At 45.6% G+C, this 23173-nt stretch carries 20 protein-coding genes, 1 tRNA gene and 4 pseudogenes; 7 read left to right on the top strand and 18 right to left on the bottom strand.

What is annotated here, in order from left to right:
- Window positions 1–62: 62 nt before the first annotated feature.
- Window positions 63–2123, bottom strand: coding sequence for a glycosyl hydrolase 115 family protein (locus ACEN8J_RS06560; protein WP_495594360.1), 2061 nt, complete (start codon window positions 2121–2123; stop codon window positions 63–65).
- Between the two features lie 257 nt (window positions 2124–2380).
- Between ACEN8J_RS06560 and ACEN8J_RS06555 the strand changes: the two genes are divergently transcribed.
- Window positions 2381–4324, top strand: coding sequence for a serine hydrolase domain-containing protein (locus ACEN8J_RS06555; RefSeq protein ID WP_495594359.1), 1944 nt, complete (start codon window positions 2381–2383; stop codon window positions 4322–4324).
- A gap of 177 nt (window positions 4325–4501) precedes the next feature.
- Here the strand turns inward: ACEN8J_RS06555 and ACEN8J_RS06550 are convergent, their stop codons facing one another.
- Window positions 4502–4768: a hypothetical protein gene (locus tag ACEN8J_RS06550; protein WP_069010549.1), complete on the bottom strand. Its 267-nt coding sequence runs from the start codon at window positions 4766–4768 to the stop codon at window positions 4502–4504.
- Between the two features lie 317 nt (window positions 4769–5085).
- On the opposite strand from ACEN8J_RS06550, the gene cysK reads away from it, so the two are divergent.
- Window positions 5086–6024, top strand: coding sequence for a cysteine synthase A (cysK, locus tag ACEN8J_RS06545; RefSeq protein WP_495594358.1), 939 nt, complete (start codon window positions 5086–5088; stop codon window positions 6022–6024).
- Window positions 6025–6461: 437 nt separating this feature from the next.
- Here the strand turns inward: cysK and ACEN8J_RS06540 are convergent, their stop codons facing one another.
- Both ACEN8J_RS06540 and ACEN8J_RS06535 read right to left on the bottom strand, forming a co-directional pair.
- Window positions 6462–6809 (bottom strand): YolD-like family protein, encoded by a 348-nt coding sequence (locus ACEN8J_RS06540; protein WP_069010548.1) that lies wholly within the window; start codon window positions 6807–6809, stop codon window positions 6462–6464.
- Window positions 6810–7663: 854 nt separating this feature from the next.
- Window positions 7664–8755: pseudogene (locus tag ACEN8J_RS06535) on the bottom strand (serine hydrolase domain-containing protein); the annotation flags it as partial.
- A 500-nt stretch (window positions 8756–9255) separates the two neighbouring features.
- Here ACEN8J_RS06535 and ACEN8J_RS06530 point away from each other — a divergent pair.
- Window positions 9256–10983 (top strand): response regulator, encoded by a 1728-nt coding sequence (locus tag ACEN8J_RS06530; protein ID WP_495594542.1) that lies wholly within the window; start codon window positions 9256–9258, stop codon window positions 10981–10983.
- Between the two features lie 37 nt (window positions 10984–11020).
- Here the strand turns inward: ACEN8J_RS06530 and ACEN8J_RS06525 are convergent.
- Window positions 11021–11305 (bottom strand): annotated as a pseudogene (locus ACEN8J_RS06525) (IS110 family transposase); the annotation flags it as partial.
- Between the two features lie 367 nt (window positions 11306–11672).
- On the opposite strand from ACEN8J_RS06525, the pseudogene ACEN8J_RS06520 reads away from it, so the two are divergent.
- A pseudogene (locus tag ACEN8J_RS06520) lies at window positions 11673–12168 on the top strand (IS30 family transposase); the annotation flags it as partial.
- Window positions 12169–12387: 219 nt separating this feature from the next.
- On the opposite strand, the gene ACEN8J_RS06515 reads toward ACEN8J_RS06520, so the two are convergent.
- The 9 genes from ACEN8J_RS06515 to ACEN8J_RS06475 form a co-directional block, all read right to left on the bottom strand.
- Window positions 12388–12702: a hypothetical protein gene (locus ACEN8J_RS06515; RefSeq protein ID WP_029517699.1), complete on the bottom strand. Its 315-nt coding sequence runs from the start codon at window positions 12700–12702 to the stop codon at window positions 12388–12390.
- A gap of 21 nt (window positions 12703–12723) precedes the next feature.
- Window positions 12724–12996 (bottom strand): MFS transporter, encoded by a 273-nt coding sequence (locus ACEN8J_RS06510; RefSeq protein WP_495594357.1) that lies wholly within the window; start codon window positions 12994–12996, stop codon window positions 12724–12726.
- Entirely contained in the window at window positions 12929–13948 is a 1020-nt protein-coding gene (locus ACEN8J_RS06505) for an MFS transporter (protein ID WP_495594356.1), read from the bottom strand. Before ACEN8J_RS06505 ends, ACEN8J_RS06510 begins: the two co-directional genes overlap by 68 nt.
- The gene (locus ACEN8J_RS06500) at window positions 13945–15078 is read right to left on the bottom strand and encodes an MGDG synthase family glycosyltransferase (protein WP_495594355.1); all 1134 of its coding nucleotides are present in this window, start codon (window positions 15076–15078) and stop codon (window positions 13945–13947) included. The genes ACEN8J_RS06505 and ACEN8J_RS06500 overlap by 4 nt, the downstream gene beginning before the upstream one ends.
- A gap of 22 nt (window positions 15079–15100) precedes the next feature.
- Entirely contained in the window at window positions 15101–15802 is a 702-nt protein-coding gene (locus ACEN8J_RS06495; RefSeq protein ID WP_029517702.1) for a polysaccharide deacetylase family protein, read from the bottom strand.
- 30 nt (window positions 15803–15832) lie between these two features.
- The gene (locus ACEN8J_RS06490; protein ID WP_209949530.1) at window positions 15833–16999 is read right to left on the bottom strand and encodes an MGDG synthase family glycosyltransferase; all 1167 of its coding nucleotides are present in this window, start codon (window positions 16997–16999) and stop codon (window positions 15833–15835) included.
- A gap of 24 nt (window positions 17000–17023) precedes the next feature.
- On the bottom strand, window positions 17024–17545 hold the full coding sequence (locus ACEN8J_RS06485) for a phosphatase PAP2 family protein (protein WP_039272208.1): 522 nt from the start codon (window positions 17543–17545) through the stop codon (window positions 17024–17026).
- Complete coding sequence (locus tag ACEN8J_RS06480) at window positions 17523–18161, bottom strand: YqaA family protein (RefSeq protein ID WP_495594354.1); 639 nt, start codon at window positions 18159–18161, stop codon at window positions 17523–17525. Before ACEN8J_RS06480 ends, ACEN8J_RS06485 begins: the two co-directional genes overlap by 23 nt.
- Before the next feature lie 189 nt (window positions 18162–18350).
- Window positions 18351–18932, bottom strand: coding sequence for a YkoP family protein (locus ACEN8J_RS06475; protein WP_049816996.1), 582 nt, complete (start codon window positions 18930–18932; stop codon window positions 18351–18353).
- 917 nt (window positions 18933–19849) lie between these two features.
- Between ACEN8J_RS06475 and ACEN8J_RS06470 the strand changes: the two are divergent.
- A pseudogene (locus ACEN8J_RS06470) lies at window positions 19850–20179 on the top strand (response regulator transcription factor); the annotation flags it as partial.
- A 1214-nt stretch (window positions 20180–21393) separates the two neighbouring features.
- Here the strand turns inward: ACEN8J_RS06470 and ACEN8J_RS06465 are convergent.
- Window positions 21394–21479: transfer RNA gene (locus tag ACEN8J_RS06465), tRNA-Leu, on the bottom strand.
- A gap of 236 nt (window positions 21480–21715) precedes the next feature.
- Between ACEN8J_RS06465 and ACEN8J_RS06460 the strand changes: the two genes are divergently transcribed.
- Complete coding sequence (locus ACEN8J_RS06460) at window positions 21716–21874, top strand: hypothetical protein (RefSeq protein ID WP_013311032.1); 159 nt, start codon at window positions 21716–21718, stop codon at window positions 21872–21874.
- Between the two features lie 129 nt (window positions 21875–22003).
- Entirely contained in the window at window positions 22004–22192 is a 189-nt protein-coding gene (locus tag ACEN8J_RS06455; protein WP_023989396.1) for a hypothetical protein, read from the top strand.
- Between the two features lie 75 nt (window positions 22193–22267).
- Here ACEN8J_RS06455 and ACEN8J_RS06450 read toward each other — a convergent pair whose 3' ends face one another.
- The 3 genes from ACEN8J_RS06450 to ACEN8J_RS06440 all read right to left on the bottom strand — a co-directional run bounded on the left by ACEN8J_RS06450 (window position 22268) and on the right by ACEN8J_RS06440 (window position 23080).
- A complete protein-coding gene (locus ACEN8J_RS06450; protein WP_165149143.1) occupies window positions 22268–22420 on the bottom strand; it encodes a hypothetical protein in 153 nt (50 codons plus the stop codon).
- 97 nt (window positions 22421–22517) lie between these two features.
- Window positions 22518–22844 (bottom strand): YnfA family protein, encoded by a 327-nt coding sequence (locus ACEN8J_RS06445; protein ID WP_029517707.1) that lies wholly within the window; start codon window positions 22842–22844, stop codon window positions 22518–22520.
- Window positions 22845–22897: 53 nt separating this feature from the next.
- Window positions 22898–23080 carry a hypothetical protein gene (locus tag ACEN8J_RS06440; RefSeq protein ID WP_029517708.1) on the bottom strand — a complete coding sequence of 61 codons (183 nt, stop codon included), beginning with the start codon at window positions 23078–23080 and terminating at the stop codon, window positions 22898–22900.
- Window positions 23081–23173: the final 93 nt, after the last annotated feature.

Here is a 23173-nt window from a genome sequence, read left to right as displayed (position 1 = left end):
ACGTAGTATAAGCTGGAAAGGTTGCAGGCAGACGCTGTTGCTTCTTATGCTACATGTCTTCCTTAATATAATACCTTCTCCAGACTGCGTGCCAACTCATCATCGGGAAGGGGCTTGCGATGCGTATTCTCTAGGTAGATATATTTCTCTGTTTCTGGCATTAAATATTGTTTGGACCATAGGAACATATCCGGACTGTCTCCCTGAAGACGAAGAAATCTCCGCACAGTGTCCGCATGAGAAATAGTGTTATCCAGATTGGTTAACCAATCTGCCCGGTAGAAATGCTCCCATCTTCCAGTTCCTGCGAGCGATAAAGCTTCTTTACCCATTCGGTAGCTCCAAACGGCATGAGAAGCTTGTATAAATGCTCGTGGATAATCTTTTTCAAGGAACAGCCCATAAGCGCTACATAAGCTTGCCAGTCCACGTGAGCCACTCAGATGCAGTTCAATCTGCACAAGCAGTTGATTATACAGCCTTCGACATTCATCTTCTGACAACTGCTTCATGATTCGTAGACACCGCTCTCGCAGTTCAACCCAGTCCGGGATTACCGACTCGGCTTTTTCCTTGAACCAGCGAACCTGTTCAGGAAAAGGCCTTTCTCCAGTAGCCCAGTACAGCCGTTCATCACTGCCTTCTTTGCCTTGTAGCCAATACCCCATAATTTGCCGAGCTGGATGGTGATAGAATTCCTCCCCTGCTCGATCATCCTTATGCGGGCCATAAACGATAGTGCAACGGGAATAATCCCGGTATAATTGGGAAATCTCTTGAAGCTGACTACTGTACAGCCGTCCGATAAAATCAGTAAGCTGCTCTTCAGCATCCACTTCACCCTTCATCCATAAATTTGCTACTAAATCCAGCGTATATACATGCGGCAAAATATTACCTGAATTGACCAGCAGGTACTCGTCCGCCCCTGAAGTAAACGCTGTTGTTAATTCCTCTATAATTAAGCTGGCTGAGGAGGGAAGTTGGGTAAGATGGTTCGACGCTTGCAAATCGTGGAAGGTCACATGGTAATATACTCCATTCTTGTCCCCATCCTGCGTCTCAGGCAATGCTGGTACACGATAATTAAGATTCCCATGGCGCCGAGATACCATTTTACCGTAACCATTGTCCGCCCATACTTTAATCACCCCTTCGGGTACTTCCATATGCCCCTGCTTGTATAACTCGGCAATCTCACCATACATCGCCATACAGCACACAGGATGCTCCACAAATTCACAGATCATATTGTACTGCTTGCGAACCACATACGAGATTAATTGTCCGCGTTTGTCCGGCGTATTAAAGGAAGGATCATCTTCCCAAAAAGGCTTGTCACCCTGCCCGCGAAAAGATAATACCCATACAATCTTTTCTTCCTTTTGCCGTTCAATCGCTTCCTGCCACAGCTGTTCAAACAACTCGGGATGCTCTCTGTAGCTAGCTTGTTTACCCGGAAAGGCGCGCAAAAACATCTCCGCCCCCAACGGTTCAGCATGATGATGTGTGATCCATAAACCCATGTCTGCTGCAAGCTTATGATGGATACCTGTGCGTGGTAAATCGGTTCCGGGAATCACCATATTTCCACCACAGCGCAGTAACGCTTCAAAAACGGGCTGCCACACCTGCTCCGTCGGTGGATAATCATCTTTCCAGCCAATCAAGCATACCTCATCATTGACAAACCATCCCCGATATCGGACCTTGGACGGTATACTGTCAACATTCTGGCTCGGTATTACTATGGTATCCCGCTTAGGCGGGAGGAGCTCCGTCCAGAACCAGAACGGCTCCACACCCAGAGCGAAACGGCTGTAATGAAGCAGTCCATAAATAATTCCTAATTCATCACGGCCAATAATATGGAGTACCGTTCCCTTGCTACCAGCAACAAAACGCAGACAATAGCCCTCTGGCCAATGCGGACAGCTATCTCCTTCCTGCGCATAACGGATAATGATCGAGGGCTCTACTTCTGTTTGCAATGGCTCGCGGCCAAACACTTGCTTATGATCTCGCGCAATCATGTTCCAAGCGTGGGCAATGGGCAGACTTTCATCGGTTTGAATATTGTATCCGCTTTCAGATGAAATAGTCAGAGGTTCACAGGCTTTCATTTATTGTCATCTCCTATTTTTTTCAACTATGAGGATTCTTCTTGTCTTTATTTTATAGGTTGTCAACATACATATAAAGCTGTACCAACGTAAATATAGCTTTTTTTCGGTAAATCATTTGAGAGTTGAAGCTTCATTTGAGAAAGAAAAAAGTAAGGAACAGGAGAGAAATAAGAAAGACTTGACTGCTACACTAAAAATGTTCCAAAAAACAGACTGCTCTTAAAGATTCAAGCGCAGCAAAAAGGAGACTTGATATGAAATTGAAAAAACGATTTGCCTCTTTGTTCCTGTTGGCATTGATGGCATTTATCCCGGTCCAGGCATATGCTTCTGGGTCCGTTCCAACCACTCCCTCTGGAATCCCGATTTCCGAAATCGAAAACAGAACAGATCAAATTATGAAAAAATATATAGGAACAGCGATTCCTGGTGCTGCGGTTTCCATAGTAAAGGACGGAAAAATTGTTTTTTCAAAAGGTTACGGATACGCAAACATCGAGAAACAAACACCCATGAGTACGGAAACAACCTATATGGAGGCCGGTTCCGTATCGAAATTGTTCACCTGGACGGCAGTAATGCAACTGGTTGAGCAAGGAAAGCTGGATTTGAATACGGACATCCGCACATACTTGCCTGACGGCTTTCTCAAGCCTTCTTTTGATAAGCCTATTACCCTGAAATCACTGATGAGCCACACGGCAGGTTTTGAGGAGCGCCTGGAAAAACTTTTGGTTCATGATCCTGCTGATCTTAGGCCTCTCAAGGAGCATGTCGCACCCGGAAACCAGCCTCAACAGATTTATGAGCCTGGAACAGTGATTGCTTATTCCAACTATGGGACCAACCTGGCCGGTTATATTATAGAACGTGTATCCGGAATGCCTTTTGAAACCTATATTCAGAAACATATATTTGAGCCTCTAGACATGAAACATTCTTACTTTACACAACGGTATGATCTTATTCCAGAGGTTATCGAACATAAAGCAACAGGCTACTCCAAAAAGGATGGAAACTGGGTTGCAAAGCCGAATGTTTTCTTTAATGATGTGCCGGCTGGTGCGTTAAACATTACTTCGGAGGACATGGCTCATTTTATGCTTGCTCATCTGAACATGGACCATTCCTTAAAATATTCGCTGTTCAACAAGAATGAAACCCTGCGAGAAATGCATGAGGCTTCGTATACCCACTATCCCGAGCTTCCGGGGAATGCCCATGGCTTTTGGGAACGGTTCGCGGGAGATTATCGTGTTATCGAGCACGGTGGAAATACAGATTCATTCTCCTCTCTGGTCTCTATCGTGCCGGATCAAAACTTTGGGATCAGTATTCTGACTAATGTGGAAAATGAAATGTCCGGGGCAAGAAGCGAACTCATTGACCTGTTTGTCGGGGGTTCCCACGCTACTCCGCAAGCGGACAGCACGTTGAAGCATAGCGCGGATGTGGAGGGAAAATACCGTTCTGCTCGCGCAGTATCATCTGGTATATTGAAGCTTATACCCGTATTATCCAATGCGGAAGAAGTGGTCACAGCCAACGGCAATGGCGGAATCACTCTGAGTATTCCATCCATGAATATTCATGTTGATTATGTAGAAACCAAACCCTATTTTTTTGAACGCGTGACTCCCGGGAGCACTCCTTATGATCACGCGGGCCTAAACATCAGCCGTCTTTTTTTCTTAACCAATGCCGATGGTAAAGTGACGCAGTTGTCATATGGAGTGATCGATGACCAATTGCCGATATCCTTCCTGCAAACATCCATCTTCAGTTATATTCTGGTCGGGGGATGCGGTATTTGGTTTGCGCTTGGGTCTATTTTCGGTATTATGGGATGGCTGCGGAAGCTCAAGGACGCAAGAAAGCAGAAGAGTGCTTCGCGGCTTCCCTTGCCTGACAGTGTAACCGTAATCCCCTTGCTGGGTCTGCTTGTGATCGTCAATCTCATTGCTTCAAGCATCCAATTGATAGGCGACCCCTATCAGCCTATGTCCAATTTCAATTTCAATATTATCTTTTTCTGGGTACTTGGGCTTGCCTTTGTACCGGCTGCCTATCTTGCTGTAAGAAAATGTAACGTTTCGGAGACTACATTGTTAAGAAAGGTATGCACCGCGACGCTGATTCTTTCGTTTTTAGCTATTTCGTTTTTCTTGTATTCCTATAATTTCTATTTTTTCGCATAGATCTACTTAATTTTATCCTTTTTATAGCATAGATAGCCTCCACGATATATTTCGAGTCGAAACATAGAAAAGGCCGTCAATAGACGGTCTTTTTTGTATTCTCTTCTCTATGAACACTCTTATTCATATTTCATAAACTACTAGTGTAGCAAATATGTCTACAGAAAGAGGGTTAATTCAAATGAAACCAAAGAAAAGTGGAAAGGGCGCAGCCCCTGTCATATCCTCCCGCACTTTCTCAATCTCGGGAAATTCGGGAACTGTTTCCAGAGATTTAGTGTTCCGTGTTACAGCAGAGGACACCTTTGCCACAATTCTTTTAGATGATGTATCGATATCCTTATTAAGAACATAAATTACTTCGTATTGTAGGCATTTAGTCGTAAGCTCTCGCAAGAGCAACTTGATGGCGCGAATTGATACACCGTAAGCTTGCCAAAACAAAAACGCCTCCCCGTATGTTAACGGTGAGGCAGAAGGATTAATTCCTTACTGCTCTTTTTGCCTTCTACTAAATACAAATTCGTTATCCGCCGACCACTAGGTTAGCGGGTAAAAGGATACACTGTATACATTCTTAATGACTCTCAGGTTCTGAATAAGCTTGGACTACTTTTTTATGAGTAGTACCTTAGGTTTAAACTGTTCCATCCGTTCCCGCTCCTCACTATGAATTAACAGGACATGGTTATGAAGAAAAATTCGTGATAATATCTATGTCATAGTAAGTAGATATGAATTAATTGTTTGGAGGGATAATTTTGACTGAAATTCACCAAAAGTTGACTGAATTAATTGGAAATACTCCTTTGCTAGCACTGTTGAACTACAGCCAAATCCAAAATATTGAGGCAAACGTGGTAGCTAAGTTGGAATATTTCAATCCGGCTGGTAGCGTTAAGGACCGCATTGGATATGCTATGATTAAAGACGCTGAGGAGAAAGGCTTAATCAATAAAGACTCCGTTATTATCGAACCAACAAGTGGAAATACTGGAATCGGACTTGCATTTGCAGCTGCGGCTCTTGGATATAAACTTATAATTACACTTCCTGAAACGTTTAGTATCGAACGTCGCAAGCTTTTGACTGCGTTCGGTGCTGAGCTTGTGTTAACACCGGGATCCGAGGGGATGAAAGGCGCTATCAAGCGTGCTGAACTATTGGCTGCCGAAACACCAAACTCTTTCATACCACAGCAGTTTAGCAATCCTGCCAATCCAGAAATCCACCGCAAAACTACAGCTGTAGAAATCTGGCATGATACGGATGGCGGTGTAGATATTTTTATTGCGGGCGTAGGTACAGGTGGAACTATTTCGGGCGTTGGCCAGGGATTGAAGGAACGAAAACCTTCTGTAAAAGTGATAGCCGTCGAACCGTTCGATTCACCAGTGCTGTCTGGGGGTACTCCAGGTTCACATCAACTACAAGGACTCGGTGCTGGTTTCATTCCAAATAACTTTAATGAAGAATATGTGGATGAGGTTTTCAAAGTTAAAAACGAAGATGCATTTGAAACTGCACGCCTGCTTGCCAAAACAGAAGGGCTGCTTGTTGGTATTTCTTCTGGGGCTGCGGTTTATGCAGCAACACAAATTGCGAAGCTTCCAGAAAACAAAGGCAAGACGATCGTGGTCATATTACCTGATACAGGTGAGCGTTATTTGTCCACTCCGCTTTTCTCAGACGTAGAATAATAACAAAAGAGACAGGAATCCCGCTGCCTCTTTTGTTAATTTTCCAAGTACACAAGCAAGAGCTCATAGAATTGTTTCATTAACCTGAATTGATTTCTTTCTTCGCTAGCGGTCCATTTTTTGCACAACAAATGGACCGTTAGTGAAGAAAAAGTTACCTTGGTCCAGCGCGATGTTGTTGGAGCTCATCAGGATTTTCTGTAAAAGTAGGCTTCCCCATAGTAGTCTTGTACCAATCTGTATGCCTCTTTCTTTAACTTGATGCGGGTGTAGTGCATCGTCATCAGGAAGTTTTCGATTGCGATATGAGGATTGATCTGCTCAGCTAAAACACTAGCATCAAATGCTCCTAGAAAGACTTCGGCTGAATTGTCGTAGATAAGGCAGCTGAGACATTTCTTGTTTGTTGAATAACATCAGTAGAATATTTACTACCCTTAGATTTTTGCTAGATACTTGCTGAAAATGATATCCTCCAACTTGATCCAACTAAAATCATCCTCGCCACGAAACAGTTTCACTTCCCTGCGAGCAGTATTTATAGACGTGATTACACCTGTGAGTTCTTCGTCATCGAACGGGCTAAAAACCACTAGTGTTATAGGTTGGCGTGTGTTGTAGGACTCTATAAGCGCTTGCTCGATCAACTGGACTTCCTGATCGTCAAGTTCCGGCTTGCCTCTCCGCTGACGGTCTTTCATGAGTTTTAAGTATGCTTCCTTGTGTTCTGGTATGATAATCCTGCTGCTTTCCCATAAGCCGTTACCTTCTAATTTTTTCGACATGTATGTAGCCTCCTGATGTATTATGTAGAAATTATATTCCGAACATACGTTCTAGACAAGGCTTTTTGTATACCGAATCCAAAACTTTTGTCCTAGAAAAATATTCCTAGGTCTGATAGACTAGACGAAAATACAAAATCAGAGGGATAAAATGAAAATTTTGGAGCATTAAAATTGGCTAACCACCGCATATTCACCTGGTTAGATCAAGTTTTGAATAATGATTAAGTTTCTTTCCCTCAAATTCATCTCCTATATTGTCCCATACGATTGTATCGACATTATTCCATGCATCTTTCGAATTGTCATATCGCTAGTCTCCATAAAATAAGTTTTAGACGGACTTTGAAATTGGAACAGTGACAACCAGTACGAGAAAATAATGTCCTAGACTGTCGCTGTTCCATTGAACTAACGTATCCCGTTAGCGGAATAACATATACGAAATTCTGATATTTTTGTACAATAGTCTTAATGTTTGATTTTCCTTGAAGTCTTTTTTAAATAGAAATTGTAGTCTGGTGCAATATGTAGGTTAGTAATATTACGTTGTCTATACCTACTATGTATTTCTAAAAATCCATATATCTCTTCTTATTCTCTATATCGAATTTGCGTCTAACCTATTTTACGATTTTGGCGGTAAACCATCTGTTGGCGGGAGTGGTAAAGAAGTCGATAGTAGAGCTTGACCGACCGAATATAAAATACGCCGTCGTTATGCCCCTCGTGAATCTTATCTATCGTTTTATTCTGAATGCGGACATTTGTGCCTCGATTGCATGAAACGACGGTTAATCACAGCAGAAACCGACATCCGCCCTCAAATAAAGGACGCGATGTCGGCTTTAAACTTAACGGCCAAACTCCTTATTGATTATTTTATTGTGAGCAGGCTCCACTTCCGGAGCTACCGAGTTGATGCACGTTACCAAAATATGCTGCCCGCCTAGAGATCCGAAGGCTCTCGATTCAAATCCGAAAGTACCGCCAGCATGCCCCCAGTATGATTGCCCGTCAGCTGTTTTTATTTCATAAATCCCTAGTCCAACTTTACCTATAGGTGAATCTACTGTCGTGAGCATCTGGTCCATTATCTCTTGATTTAGAAGCTTTCCGCCCAACAGCGCACTGAAGAAGGTGGTCAAATCTTTGGTTGTTGAGACTATATCTCCGGCTGCATTTGCCCATGATTGATTCATCTCTGTTAAATCATACAAATGACCCGATCTGTCCATATTATATCCTGTGGCATGCTTACCTGGAATATCGTGACTATTTTCCATTACAAATGTCCCTGTCATCCCGAGCGGTTCGATCAACCGTTTCCTGATCTGCTCCGCATACGTCTCTCCTGTTACCTTCTGAATAATTTGACCGGCTAGTATAGTATTCATGTTCGAATAGTTCCAGCCCTTCCCTGGCGCATATACAGGCGGCTTAGCTAGTCCCATGCTGATAAGCTCGTCGGACGAATAGTAACGGAATGGATTTTGAGGCAAGGTAATATCTCGAAAATCAAGATCAGTATAGCTCGCAAGCCCGCTTGTATGGTTCAATAACTGACGAATCGTAATTTTGTTGCCGTCATACCCATTACCCTTTATGACCCCCGGCAGCCATTTTTCGACCGAATCATCCAGGTTCAATTTTTTCTCCTGAGCCAACTGCAATACAACGGTAGCAGTGAATGTCTTCGTGATGCTTCCAATACGGAATGAAAAATCCGGCTCCACCGGGCGTGGTACTTCGAAACTGGCTGTACCCGTAGCGTAGGACCAGCGTTCCCCATCCTGTAGCCCGCCTGCCACGACACTTGGAACTCTTTTGTTGGTAACTACTTGATCCATGACGCGTTTGACTTCTTCCCGATGCTTTCTTTTCTTTTCTTTCTCGTTGAGTTCTTTTTTGGGTTCTTTTGCGAATTCCGACGATAAAATATTGTCGGTATTGGCAGCTTTATTGATAGCTTGATAAGTTGCCGTCTGACCCTCTGCGTGGACAGTTCCATAGGCCACTGTACCCGCCAATATAGCTATTAAAGTAAGTGCAACTCCTTTTCGAATGGTGAATGATTTCATAACGCATCGCTCCTATTATTTTGAATGTTGTTCTGCTTTACCCCCTCACCTTACCTCTGATATTGTTAAATCGAACAGTGATAAAACCGTCTAGCTTTTGATGACATCGTACTTGGACTTGTCACATATACCGCATGACAAACTATCAACTGTCTTATATGACGTGCTTGCTAAGCTACGTTCTAACCGCCGTTACCCCACCCTCTTTCGCTTGACGGATCGGGAAGTTATATTGCATGATAGGTCTGAATCATTCGGAATTTGATTTGCAAAAAAATATAAGAAGGTGTGCGTAATTCGTGTTCTCGATAATGAAAAAAATGGTCTGGTATGATTGGATACTTGTGGCCATACGAACGCTTTAGCTGGTCATTATCGCAAGCGCTGGTTTTGTCGATCCGTCATTAACCGTTGTGTCGCTTTGGGTTGTACTTTCTCTCGCTTTCGTCGTTTATCTCGTTCCATTAATCATCCTCTATAGGAAAGAAGACTGGTATCTCACAATCGAAGTCACGGTAACGGGCTTTTTTTATCTTTATTTAGCTTACGCAGCCCCGGGATTGCTTTGGTCTTTTGTTTTACTCGTGATTACTATCGGCTTGACGAGCAGTCGAAGAAACTATGTGTGGACAGGTATCCTTAGCGGAATCGTATTCCCGGTATTGAACGGTTGGATTGCTGATCGTCTCCCGTATGAGTTTATCGTTAGCTGCAGCCTTGGTTTTGCCATCGGCTTCGCGTTTAATATTTTAATTCAGTCCCATAAGCAAGCCCGAATTATTCAAGAACAAAAGCTGTTGCTGGAGCAGCATATTAAGCGGATTGAGGAACTTACGCTGATGGAGGAGCGCAGCCGGCTGTCACATGAGCTGAATGACACGATTGGCCATACGCTTACCTCGCTCATCGTCGGCGTCGAATCACTGCGATCGTCCGTACCAGATGCGCAAATAGAGAGGATCAATTCACTTGTCGGAATCGCCCAACACAGTCTGGTTGATATCCGAAAGCATCTGCATCAGCTCTCTCATACTCCGTTGAACCATTCGTTAAGTGAATCGCTGCGGCAATTAACTGAAGATTTTATGAAGTCAACAGGTATAACGGTCAAATTCCGTGTGATCGGCAGTGAGACTCTTGTTATGCAAAAAATAAACAATTGTTTATATCGTTGCCTTCAAGAGTCTCTAACCAACGTGGTTCGGCACGGCAAGGCGAGCATGATATCCGTTCAGTTACATTTCAATAGTCAGCAGCTTCGATTACAGATCGAAGATAACGGCATCGGAATCGAAGAAATCCAATTTGGATCTGGGCTCAATGGAATGAAGGAACGACTTGAACTATTTCACGGCACGGTGTCCGTGCATTCCGAGTCAGGACAAGGAACTTTCGTCATATGTGATATTCCGTTGCAGACAGAGCCTGTACATGATGCAATCCGCCTGCTGATCGTTGATGACCAGGTGATCATTACCGACAGCTTGAAGCAAATTTTGGATCAGCATGCTGATTTTAACGTCGTTGGTACAGCCAGGGACGGGCGCGAAGCATTAGAACATTGTGATCGCTCCCAACCAGATATCGTGCTAATGGATATTCGTATGCAAGGAATGGGCGGGATTGAAGCTTTAGTTGAGATGAAACAACGATGGCCTGATATGAAGGTTGTATTCATGACAACGTTTAAGGATTCCTCGCAGGCAGCAACTGCATTGGAGCGCGGGGCAGAAGGCTACATGCTGAAGTCGATTCATCCGCGGGAGATGAAGGAAGCCTTGAAACTTATTTATAATGGAGGAACCTGGATTGACCAATCGGTCGCTACGCGAGTCTTCGAAGAGATGAAGCGTCAACGTGAGCAGTTGGAGAAAATCGGTTCAAGTCAGGGAAACTACCCGTACGGGCTTACGAAACGCGAGATGGAGATTCTGGAGCAACTGTCGAGCGGTCTGCGCTACAAATCGATTGCCGCCAAGCTATTTTTATCGGAGGGAACGATCCGCAATTACTGCTCGATTCTCTACTCGAAACTCGGCGTCAACAACCGTGAAGAAGCATTAGAAATGGCGCGAATGAAGAATATCGTGTAGCTGGAGAACTTCCCGATGGTACTCACGATATAGGGGTCACGTGCTGTTCTTTCACAAAATGGGCCAGGTTCAACCAGTAGTGGTCGGTTGTTTCCATGCCAACGATGACGTCCTGGAACCCTTGCTCCGTAGCAATCTTTCTGAACCAGCTAACGAACAATTCAAAGCCTTCACGGTCGTTCTCAAACGTAATAGCCTTCCCGAACTCGACTCCGCGGTAGTCTTGTGCCCGGGCGACATGTTTGAATTTAGCGATGTCTACACCGATAATTAAGGTAGAAGAAGTGATTTGATTAATACGTTCATTTTGAGTAGAATTCATCTTGTAGTCTCCTTGGTTTGCTTTTTGGATCCAGTCGCTGGCCAGCATCGTGGACCCATTTACATCATACCAAGGAGTCTTTTTCATTCTGAAACCTCTTATTTCAACTTACGCTTATATAAAAACTAAACCTACTTCATTATCAATATAGGGGACAATCTTGATAAATAGTGATTACTTTAATCCGTTGCAACGGCATTTTAAATTGACTGATTATTTATGTATTAGAAAGTTTATCAAGAGTTGGGTAGCAGCAACTTCCTCGTGTAAATCTTCGTTTATAAAATGAAAATGCTGGCTGTACTGAACCACGACTTGTTCTAAACCAATTTTCCTGATATCGATTCATAATACCCGGCCTGATTTGCAGCGTCCCAATACGATCCGTAGCCGGAAAACCTTCGGTCACTGGGAGCTGGATACGGTCGTTTCCAGCCGAGGAAAGAGTAAACTTGTGTCGACACATCGTAGAGGCAAAAACACGTTTTTACCAAGTGATTATATGACGATCGCACGGCATTATCGATGAAGATCGCGTTTGGCTTACTGGCGGCTCAGTATCCGATGTCTGCGATTCGGAGCGCGACCGTGGGCGAGGGAAAGAATTCGCCTGTCACAGAGAATTGGAACGACTGTACGGCGTGGGTGTCTATTTCGCCGGCCCGTACTCATCCTGGCAACGAGACTCCAACGAAAATACCAAGTCTTGGGCGTGAATTAATCTCAAAGGGTCATAACTTCGCTCAGGTGACAGATGCTGATCTGGGACAAGCTCTCGCCCTGATTAACAACCGGCCCCGAAAAACTTAAGATGGAAGTCCTCTCACGAATCGTTACAGGAGGAACTGTTGTACTTGTCTTGACAATCCGTCTATTAAAAAAGGTGAAAGAAAACCATCATTTCACTGGTATTCTTTCACCTTTTACGGTTTAAGGCTTTTTCAGTAGCTTATATAATGACTCTACTTATTCAAACTGTAAATTTCCATCAGTTATTATAAATCCAAATGTTTTATTTAAGGCTTGTAACTCACTCCCATGAACTTCCGTTATTTTGATTATCTTATTGTTATCATCTCTAATCACTTTGAAATCGGATTTCCTTTAGCATCATAGTAAAAGTTATTTGATCTACCTTCATTTTTTATATCCTTATCAACAAACAATCTGACTTGCTTGTCATTGAAGAGAAATCTGTCCTCTTTCTTATCATAAGTTAGACCATAGGCAATGTAATCCTTTAAAGAATCGTAATTAAAATCGGCACCTTCACCAGCTTCTTGTACTGAGGTAGATGAACTGAGGCTTGTATCGTGATGATTTTCGATGGCTTGGATTTCAGGTGTACTCGGCGGAATGGGGAGCGCGATGAAGTCCAGCGGCAAGCCGATGAGCAAGACCAGGTATCCATACTCGGTTCAACTAACCCGATCAGGTCCATGAGCGTTCTCCCTCTTGTGCTGCAAAGTCCCGCCAGCCGAGACCAGCTTGTTTTGCGGCAAAATCAAATAAAAAAGTGCAAGAACCGTCAGTAAAGCAGCGCTGATGCTAATGGCAGCGGCATTCGTATACTGGCTGGCTATCCATCCCCCGATGACCGGGCCAATCATAATACCGAGCCCTTCAATCCCGGAGAGTACTCCCCACCCGGTCCCCTTCTGATCCTCCGGAACAAGGTACGACAACCGCATTCCAGGCCGGAAGCACGGCTGAGTAAGACAATCCCAGCATAAAGGCAAACAGCATCGTTAATGCAGGCGGCGGCATGGATACGACTAACAGAGCCAATACGACCGTAAGCGATACGAAACCGGCGGACAGCATTTGCTTGTGCCCCCATCGATCGGCCAGCTTTCCCATCGGGACAAGAAACAGCATCGCGCCGGCCCCGCCTAATATGAGCATTAGCGAATATTGCGGCTGGCTCAGACCGAGTTGGTCAGCGGCAAAACCGGGCAGTATCGGCAGCAGCAGTCCCGCGGCGGTCATCTGCAGGACCATGCCTGGCAGCAGCCATTTCAGCTGAACGAGCCTTCTTCGCAGTCCTGCCGCTTGTTCGGCAAAGCTGACATTCTGGAGATGCAAGGGGGTTGTTCTGTTAATCCCGAACGATGCGATGCAGCCGACGGCGAGCAGCGCAACCATCAGCCGGAAGGCAGGTTCGAAGCCATAATCGAAGGTGAGATTGATTGTGACCGGCCCCAGACCGATGCAGGCCAACCACACGGTGTATATCGCTCCCATCTGGGCCGCCCGCTCCGTAAGTCGGACTTTCTCCAGACAAATGAGCCATATAGGCGACGCCCCCATCCCAAGCATCACGGAACCGGCAACAAGCCCCCAGGCATACGGACTAAAGAACACGGCGGCTAGTCCGGACAGCATCAGGACGAAAGTGGCGGGCAGCAGCCAGCGCAGCGAAAACCTGTCCAGCAAATATCCAGCCACACATTTAATCAGCGTATCGGCTGTATAATGAAGCGAGACGGCAAGACCGACCAAAGCAACGGTTTGCCCCGACTCGTTGACGGCAAAGTTCGGCAGGAACGAGAACAAGAAAGCGCTTCGGACAAACTCTGTGCAAAAAAGCACCGTGAACAGCGTCAGAGTAGAAAGCTTGAACGCGCTCCTCCCGCTCATCATATTCCACTCCTTCTTAAGGGACTTGCCTCAGGAAACAAATGCCGGACAATAAGGTCCGCAGCCGCTTTCTGCCTTGCTGCGAGCAGCCCGTTCATCATCGACTGCTTGATCTGCTCAGAGGAGATCATCGCTTGTATCTGCAACACCAGATCATGAATCGTAAAGGCCACGACTGCCGCTCCTTTGCGCTGCAAATACAGGGCATTTTCCTTCTCCTGCCCCAGAAACGGATTTAGGATGAAAATTGGAACCCCGGCCTGAATCGTCTCGGATAGTGTAACGCCTCCCGCTTTCGTGACTACGCAGCAGGCGCTGCTCATCAGAACATGCAATTGATCGGTGAAGCCGAATACATCCACTCTTGCATCATCCGCCCAGCTCTCCGCAAGCCTCCGTTTCCATCCTTCCTGCCGGCCGCAAATCACTTGAATGCGGACGCCTGACAAGAGCAGCAGCTTCCCGATGAGCCTCGATAGCGAATGCAATGTGCCGCAGACGTTAGCCATAAGCAGAATCACATGCTCATCTGCTTCTTTAACGGAGCCGGGACCACTCATTGCCGCATCATGAAATGACTCTCTGACCGGAATTCCGGTCACGGTAATACGACTCTCGGGGACGCCCTGCCTGACCATGGCCTCTTTCACGTCGCTGGCAGGGACAAAATAATGATCCGGCTTGGCGAACAGCCATCTTCGGTGAACGTCAAAGTCCGTTATGACAACAGCAGTCCGGGGACGGATCGCAGATAATGCCACGCTGCTTGGCAAGCTGCCGAACGGGAATGTATAAATGATGACTTCCGGCTGGTACTGGAGGATGATTTTCTTGAGCCTGTCGCCGCCAAGACTGTTCATCCAGGCTGCGATCTTTCCCTTCATGGGAAGCTGGTTGGTCAGATGGTAGGTCCATCCGTAATAGGGAATGCCCAGGCTGGCTGCATACAGGCTTTGCCGGTACAGATAGCGGATTATTTTGTTCAGCACAGGATAGGCTTCCCGGAACAAGTCGACAACCGCCACCTGGCAATAACCATTGCGGATCAAGCTTTGCTGCAACACCTTGGACACCTGATGATGACCTTCTCCGTAATCGGCCGTTAAAATTAAAATTTGCGGTTCCTGTCCCACTATTGTCACCTCATTTCCTTTGTCAAGCCATTTCATCCAGACGAACGAATTGCAAGTTGCGTCCCTGTAATTGATGCAGTACTTCCTCCAGAGCCCGAAGCATAAAATATGGCGCGTGACGGTCCGCTCCCGGCGAATCTCCGCTGTCATGCAGCAAAATAACAGATCCGTCCGTAATTCCGTTCAGCAGCGTTGCCTTCAGTTTCTTGCGGCAGCTTCTGCTGCGCCAGTCCCCCGCCTTCAAGGACCAGAGTACAATGCGGTACGATTTGGGATGAAAGAAATCGAAAGCGTTCATGAGCCCCCACGGCGGACGATAGTGATCCGGCCTTTTTCCAATTATGGATTCAATAATATCTGCGGTCCGTTTCATATGATCACGCCGCACCGTCCAGGGAAGCATCAGCCAATTGGAGATGTGATTGTAATTGTGGATTCCAATCTGATGACCTTCACGGTCCATTCTTCTGATCAGATCCGGGTGCAGCTCCGCCTGCGAGCCAAGCACGAAGAATGTGGCCTTCACTTGATAATCCTGCAATAAATCCAATAATTCCGGTGTATACCTCGGATGCGGCCCATCGTCGAACGTGAACGCTACCTGGTTCTTGGTCGTTCCCTTACGAAAGGCTCCAAATTTGATCATTCTTGGCAGAAAACTAGGAATTATCATATACAGACTGATGAAGCCTATGAGCCCAATCAACAAATATTTAACAAGCAACGTCTTTATCCTCCTTAGTGAAAATTAAGCTTAAGCATACTGCTGCAAGGAGCAAACCCATTTTTCTTCCTGTGTATCGCTCTGCATGCTCAGAATTTGCATGACCGCATGTCTGGCGGAATCCTGCTGTCTGCACAGCCCTGCCTTCTCCCTCATTTCTTCCAATAGGGAAGGCTGTTGAACCAGCCGCTGAAGCTGATCCTGCAAATTGTCAATCTGACATAGATACGCTACTCCCGCTTGAATCAAATAACCCGCATTATCCTTTTCCTGCCCCAGCCGTGGCTCCAGCAGCAGCATGGGAAGCTGGAGCGCCAGCGCTTCGGAGGTCGTCAGTCCGCCCGGCTTGGTAATCAATACGTCTGCGGACGCCATCCATTCATGGATTCCCTCCAGGAAGCCTGTCAGTATGACGTTATCCCTGTCTCCCAACGCTTCACGCAGGCGGTACAGCAGCTTCACATTGCGTCCGCATACGATGACAAATTGCACGTTAGGGGGAAAAGAGTCAGATTGCATTTGCTCGATGAAGGATTTATCAATAATCCCGCAGCCGCCACCCATCACCAGCACGACAAAGGCGTCAAGAGCCAAGGCCAGCTTCTCGCGCAGCCGGTCTTTATTGTCATGCTGACTGTAGGATGGGCGAACAGGGATGCCCGTTACAGCGATTTTGTGGTCAGCAACGCCTTTTCTCTGCAGAGCTGCACGCACGCCTTCGGAGCCAACCAGATACAGATCCGTAGACGGATGTATCCAATAGCTGTGATCGGAATGGTCGGTAATGACCGTTGCCGCAGGCAGATCCGTCATCCCTTTTTCCTTAAGCAAGGAAATGGCGGCTGATGCCAGCGGGAACGTGCTGACAATCAACGTCGGCTGTTCCTCATTCAGAAGTTTGAGCAGCCGCTGCAGGCTGGTCGTGAGAAAATGCTTCAGGAAGAAAGTAAGTGTACTGTCCGTCCGGGTCTTCTGATACATATATCCGTATGAGGAAGGAAAATGCTTCACCCATTGCAGGAAGCAATACCGTTCAACGACATGCATGCGGGGATGGATCCATTGCATGAAGTCGATCACCTCTACTCCCTGTTTGTACAGCACCGATGCCTCTAAAATCGCCTTGGCCGCCTGCATATGTCCATCCCCGAGCGCGCCGGACAGAATCAGCAGCTTTTCCCGTTTCATGCTATTCATCAACAATCGCCTCCCTCGTGAAATTTAACTATGCATGAACAAAACAACCAGCACCGCCGTTAGGAATCCGACCATCCCACCAGCCACACAATCGATCGGATAGTGATAGCCCCAATAAACCCGGGATATGGCCACCAACAAGGCCAGACCAATCAAGACAAGCATAATTGCCGGCGATGAGGCCAACATAAAAGGTGTAACCAGGGCGAAAATAGCGGTAGTATGGCCGGATGGGAAGGAATAATCCTTCAACGGGAATTTGCCTACCTTCACCTGCTCCAACTTGCGGAAAGGCCGGTCTCTGCGCACCTTTCTCTTGATCAGGACAGCAATGATATGGCTAACGGCCAGTGCGATCAAGCTTTGCAGCCCGATTCTGCTGAACTCCCCCTCGGCGAACCATGCCAAGGACACGGCGCAAATGATGGTAAACAAAGCTCCGCCCAAATGGGTAATCCATCCGAACAATCGGTCCATTGCCCTACTGCTCAGCCGCTGGTTGCACCAGAAGAACATCGTTTGATCAATTCGCCTTATCCACTGCATCCTGTTTTCCGCCTCCATTCCCTGTTTTTTCGATCGGTTGATGTTCATCCCTTATCTTCCTCCGCTCGCACAGCTTCCGTATCAAGAACCATATTGCCGCAATCGCAACACCAATGCCCACCAGCGTAATCGTGAGAACTTGGTTCACCATATTCTCTGCCGCGCGGCCATATATATAGAAGAGAAAACCGACTACATAAAACTTCACCGCCCGGCCAATGGCCGCATAGCTGAGCAGCTTCCACAATGGATAATTCATGCATCCAGATAAAATCGTAAATATTTTAAATGGGATCGGAGTGAACGATCCGATCAGGATTGCAGCCTCGCCGCGGCGGGCAAATAAGTCGCTTGCCGAATCCAGCCATTTTTTCTTCATTACACCACCCATAACATGCTTTCCCGACACCTTGCCGATCCCATAACCGATCGGTGTCCCAAGCAGACTTCCTGCAAAGCCAACCGTAGCGAGCCATAAAGCCGACTCCGGTTGCACCGCGCTTAAAGAAAGCTGCAGGAAGAACGCCGGGATGGGGAAAATAATCGCATCGAGCATAGCGTGAATGAAAAGTCCCGTCGCTCCAAAGTTCTGTAAAAATCCCATAATTTTATCCATGAATGCCTATCCCGCCTTTGTTACAGAGCACAATGAAAAATAGGTTGCCTCCGGGCGGTATGGGTTTCCAATCGCTGTGTTTCCAACTCCATACCGCCCTCCAGGAACTTACTCACCACGCTCTTAGTTTCTTTTTTTTAATTAATTGGAGCTTGATTTGGGTAGACATAACTCCTTTGAAACGGACCGTCACTTCACCGTCATAAATCGGTTCCTCAGCGAGCTGCGGGAGTGAATCAGCATCATCGGTATCAATTTTTCGGTCTTGCGGCCAATCCGCTTCTTGCCTTCAGGGTGCATGACGGATAACAATAATCGGAGATAAGCCGTTGTAATGCGTTGGAACAGATCGGATTTCATCGGTTGTTGTTCGAAACCAAGACCATGTATCAAACCACGATGAAGCAGCGTAACGCCGACTAACGCCTTCACCTCTCTGAACTCCGGCTGACTTGCGAATGCCTCGCTGATCTGCTGCATGGATTTCCGTGTAAGCCGGGCCGTCATGAGCGCTGCGCGGTCTGAGTCTTCGGATTTGATCAGCGTCAGAATCGTTTCATTATTGAGATGGAGTTCCCCGACCAGATCGCCTTTATTGATGATCGTGGAGTCCGCACAGACGATACTCTCCCCTCGGTGTTTCTTAATCATGACTTTGCAAATTCCAAAGTGCGATGTATGCGAGCCGCGAAAGCGTGAAATCCAATCGAACCCTCTTTCCCACACCATCCAGGCCGCCTGCATTGAAGATTTGCGTAAACGAAGCAACATTGATCCAATCATCCCTCATTCTTATTTTAATCGACAAATTTTATTGAAATTGTCCAACTGAAATAATATTCCTATGTGAATTCCTTATTTTTGTTACTTTATGATAGAGGATTTAACCAAAAAAGCATCCGGGCTGAGGTACTGGATGGTGGCCCGTCTTGAGGGGGGCCTTCACTCAATTTGATGCACATCGCTGATCGCTCAAGTTTAATCTGATATATAAGTGCGACCAAAAATAATTTCGTTACATGCTAGTTGAGATTCATTTGCACTCCTAACAATCCAATCAGGTAATACTGATAAGATGGCTTCTCCTTCTGAAAAGTCCGGATGACCCGAATCACATCGGTACGATGCTGATCGGAAACCTTCAATTAAAGCAGTGTGCAGCGCGTGCCGGGAAAATGACGGAAAGTCCCCTCATAGACATCTTCTTCAACAAACCCCGCAACCTAAGGATTCGTCGCCCTCTTACGGCCGAAGCTAAACAATTCATTCAGTTCTGCGTACCACCTGTAAGAAATGTACAGCTGAATAAGAACGTGAGTTCAAATCCCTGAAGTAGCGAATCGTTAAAGAGCAGCGTTAGGAATCCGTCTCCAATATAGCTATTATAGTAAGTGCAACTCCTTTTCGAATGGTGAATGATTTCATAACGCAATCGCTCCTATTATTTTAGAATCTTGTTCTGCTTTACCCCCTCATCTTACCTCCGATACTGTTAAATCGAACAGTGATAAAACCGCCAAGCTTTTGATGACATTGACTTGGACCTGTCACATATACCGCATGACAAACTGTCAACTGTCTTATATGACGTGCTTGCTAAACTACGTTCTAACCGCAGTTACCCCACCCTCTGTCGCTTGACGGATCGGGAAGTTATATTGCATGATAGTCTGAATCATTCGGAAATTGAGATGAAGGAAGCCTTGAAACTTATTTATAATGGAGGAATCTGGATCGACCAATCGGTCGCTACGCGAGTTTTCGAAGAGATGAAGCGTCAACGTGAGCAGTTGGAGAAAATCGGTTCAAGTCAGGGAAACTACCCGTACGGGCTTACGAAACGCGAGATGGAGATTCTGGAGCATCTGTTGAGCGGACTGCGCTACAAATCGATCGCCGCCAAGCTATTTTTATCGGAGGGAACGATCCGCAATTACTGCTCGATTCTCTACTCAAAACTCGGCGTCAACAACCGCGAAGAAGCAATAGAAATGGCGCGAATGAAGAATATCGTGTAGCTGGAGAATTTCCCGATGGTACTCACGATATAGGGGGCACCTCACGAAACGGAAAAAATCGTACGCTAAGCAATGCGTTGCAGAAAAAACCGGACCCTTACAGGGGAATCCGGTTCTCGTCATAGCAGCAAGTGAAGTTGAACTATCGTGTCCCGTTACTTTAACGATGTAATCGAACTGAAGCTAAATGCATTAGATCCAAATATCATTGACTGCTGTTAATTCTGACTCAGTCTCGCCAGTGTTTACTACGCCCCTGGGCTCTACTAACATGATATGATACTCCTGGTTAGCGAAAGTTTTGTGTTCGACACCCTTGGTACAATAAACAACATCTTGGGAAATCTTTACTTGGCTATCGCGGAAATCAATGAACATCTCTTCTTCGAGCACGATAAACACCTGGTTGGTATCTTGATGAGGAGACCAATGTATTAATCTTAGATAATTTCTCATTCAGACTATTACTTTATTTTTCAGTCTAGAACTTTAGACACCTACAATAAAGACCGCAAAGGCTTAAGCCCTTACGGTCTAATTTACTTCTGGCATCCTGAGTCCATTTTCACTTTTCTTGTTTCGTTTCGTCCCCCGTCCATAGTCGTTGGTGACAAAATCCCGTATTCGGTTGACAGCACCAAAAATGGCCAGGCGGACATTACAGTTACCAAGAATGAAGCATCTAACGATTATGTAGATATGCCACAATGGTACATGGAGGAACTGGCCGTCCATGTTAAAAGCATGCGGAAATTAAGGTTTGAGACAAAGGCAAATGGGACATGGAAAGGCGGGGATCGTAACTTTGTTTTTCATTCAGGTACAGGGAAACCCTATTACCATACAACGCCGTCCCAGCAGTGGAAAAACTGGTGTGAGCGGCACAGCTTCCGTAATGTATCACTTCATGATCTCCGCCATACAAATGCAACGTATTTGCTTGGCTAGGGAGCATCTATCAAGGAGATTCAACATCGATACGACATTCCACATCTCAGGTGTCTTCAGATACCTATGCTCACATCACCAAGAAGCTTAGTCGTAAAACAACAGCACACCTAGATGTCTTCGATCCAAAAGTTCGTCCCCAATCCGTCCCCAGGAGCGAAAAAGGCGCTCACTCCCTGTGATCCTGTGATATGGAAACGAGGATTTCAATCACTAAAAAATAAAAAACCCCTTGATAATCAAGGGGTCCAAAATAAAAACGATAGTGCCGAGGACCGGGATCGAACCGGTACGGTAGTCACCTACCGCAGGATTTTAAGTCCTGTGCGTCTGCCAATTCCGCCACCCCGGCATAATCTTAGGAACGCTACTCTTTACACTTACTTGTCTTACAAGTATCTGAGAAACACAGAAGTGTTCTCGCTATGTAAATGTCGTTCAACCGGGCACCAACATATAATACGATAATTTCATCGGATTGTAAAGTGTTTTTTAAAAAAAATAATAAAATTTTCTTTTTGTATAACTTATGCACATTTGAATTACACTAATAAACGTCTTTCCAAACTACCAGAAGGGGTGTTACGAATGCGTGAAGGTATGATTCCAGCTGTTCTTGGAACGGTAGTATCGGCTTCAGGCGCTGTGTTGCTGAGCAGTAAGTACAAACTTGCAGCTACAGGCATTCTCGGTTTCGGACTGGCTCATGTTGTTCTGGGAGCGATTGATCTGATTGAGCATCGCTAGTTGTTTGGGAAGTGCCGGGCGGGATTTACTCCCCCCGGTTTTATTTTTATCAACGTTTAGTCTGGAGTACAAACGTTTATGTAAAGTATAGAAGCTGAATGTACCTAATAAAAGGAGCTGTGATGTGCTATGAGAGATAATAACTCTGAAAAGAATCGTACTGACGATCAAATTGAACATAAACAATCCCTGGACAAGCGCGAGCCAGGATTTAATCGCATTCCTGACACTGATGCAGATACACCTGCTGCTACTGATATGATCGATGAAGCCATAGGTCGCGGGATAGACAAGTTACGTAACGATTTCACAAAATAAAGCATGGGTAATAGGACATAGGTTTAAAGTAGCCCTTAATGCATTTGTTTTGATATGTACAGCGATTTCGTAAAATCACTTAAAGATCAGCATGATCCAGCCAATGATCGAGATCCACAGCACGATGCTGATTAAGAGTCCACACATGATACCAAAAGAGAAATTACCTTCATTCTTTGGCATGGTACTGCCAAATTTCAATCTAAGCTTCATTTGATTCCAGTTCATAGAACCCCCTCCTTAAGTTCTATTTCGGAATATGAAGCTTGTTTTTGTAGACCTATAGTCATGTTTTTAAAAAATAAAAAAAGGGTTTTTCGTCCTATCATCCTGATCGCGGAAACAGGATTACAGCTATACCGACCAAACAAATCAATCCACCAATGAAATCGTACAAGTCGGGTGTCTTTTTATCAATCCACCAGCCCCATGCAATGGAAAGAACAATAAAGACACCACCATATGCTGCATATACACGCCCAAAGGAGGAAAATACCTGAAAGGTAGCAATAATTCCATACACAGCTAAAATTAATCCGCCGCAAAGTCCGACATACCATGTCTTCCCTTCCCGCAGCCACTGCCAAATCAAATATCCTCCTCCAATTTCAGCGATGCCAGCCAATATAAAAAGTAAAGCTGCCTTTAGCACCATTTCACATCCCTAATTCTTTAAATTTTTTTTGATTTTTTTGGGATATCTCATTAGAGCACTCGACCTAAAATGATAATCAATGCAATCACACCAACCAGAATCAGCAGGTTGCTGACCTGACGCCATAAGCTAGGCACTCCCTCGGAGTGAAGCTTCCGCTGATTGGCATCAAAGTTCGCTTTTGCTCCTTCAGCATCTGCTGATCTAGAGAAGGGTCTGTTTTCTTCATTCATAAGAGTACCTCCTTTTCAATCCACTTTAATCATACCAAACTTTTCCGTCGATTTCGCGTTGCTTTTATGTATATACTTACCACATATTTCTGA

The organism is Paenibacillus sp. Paensp38 (assembly GCF_059491915.1).
This window is presented reverse-complemented; position numbering and strand designations above follow the sequence as displayed.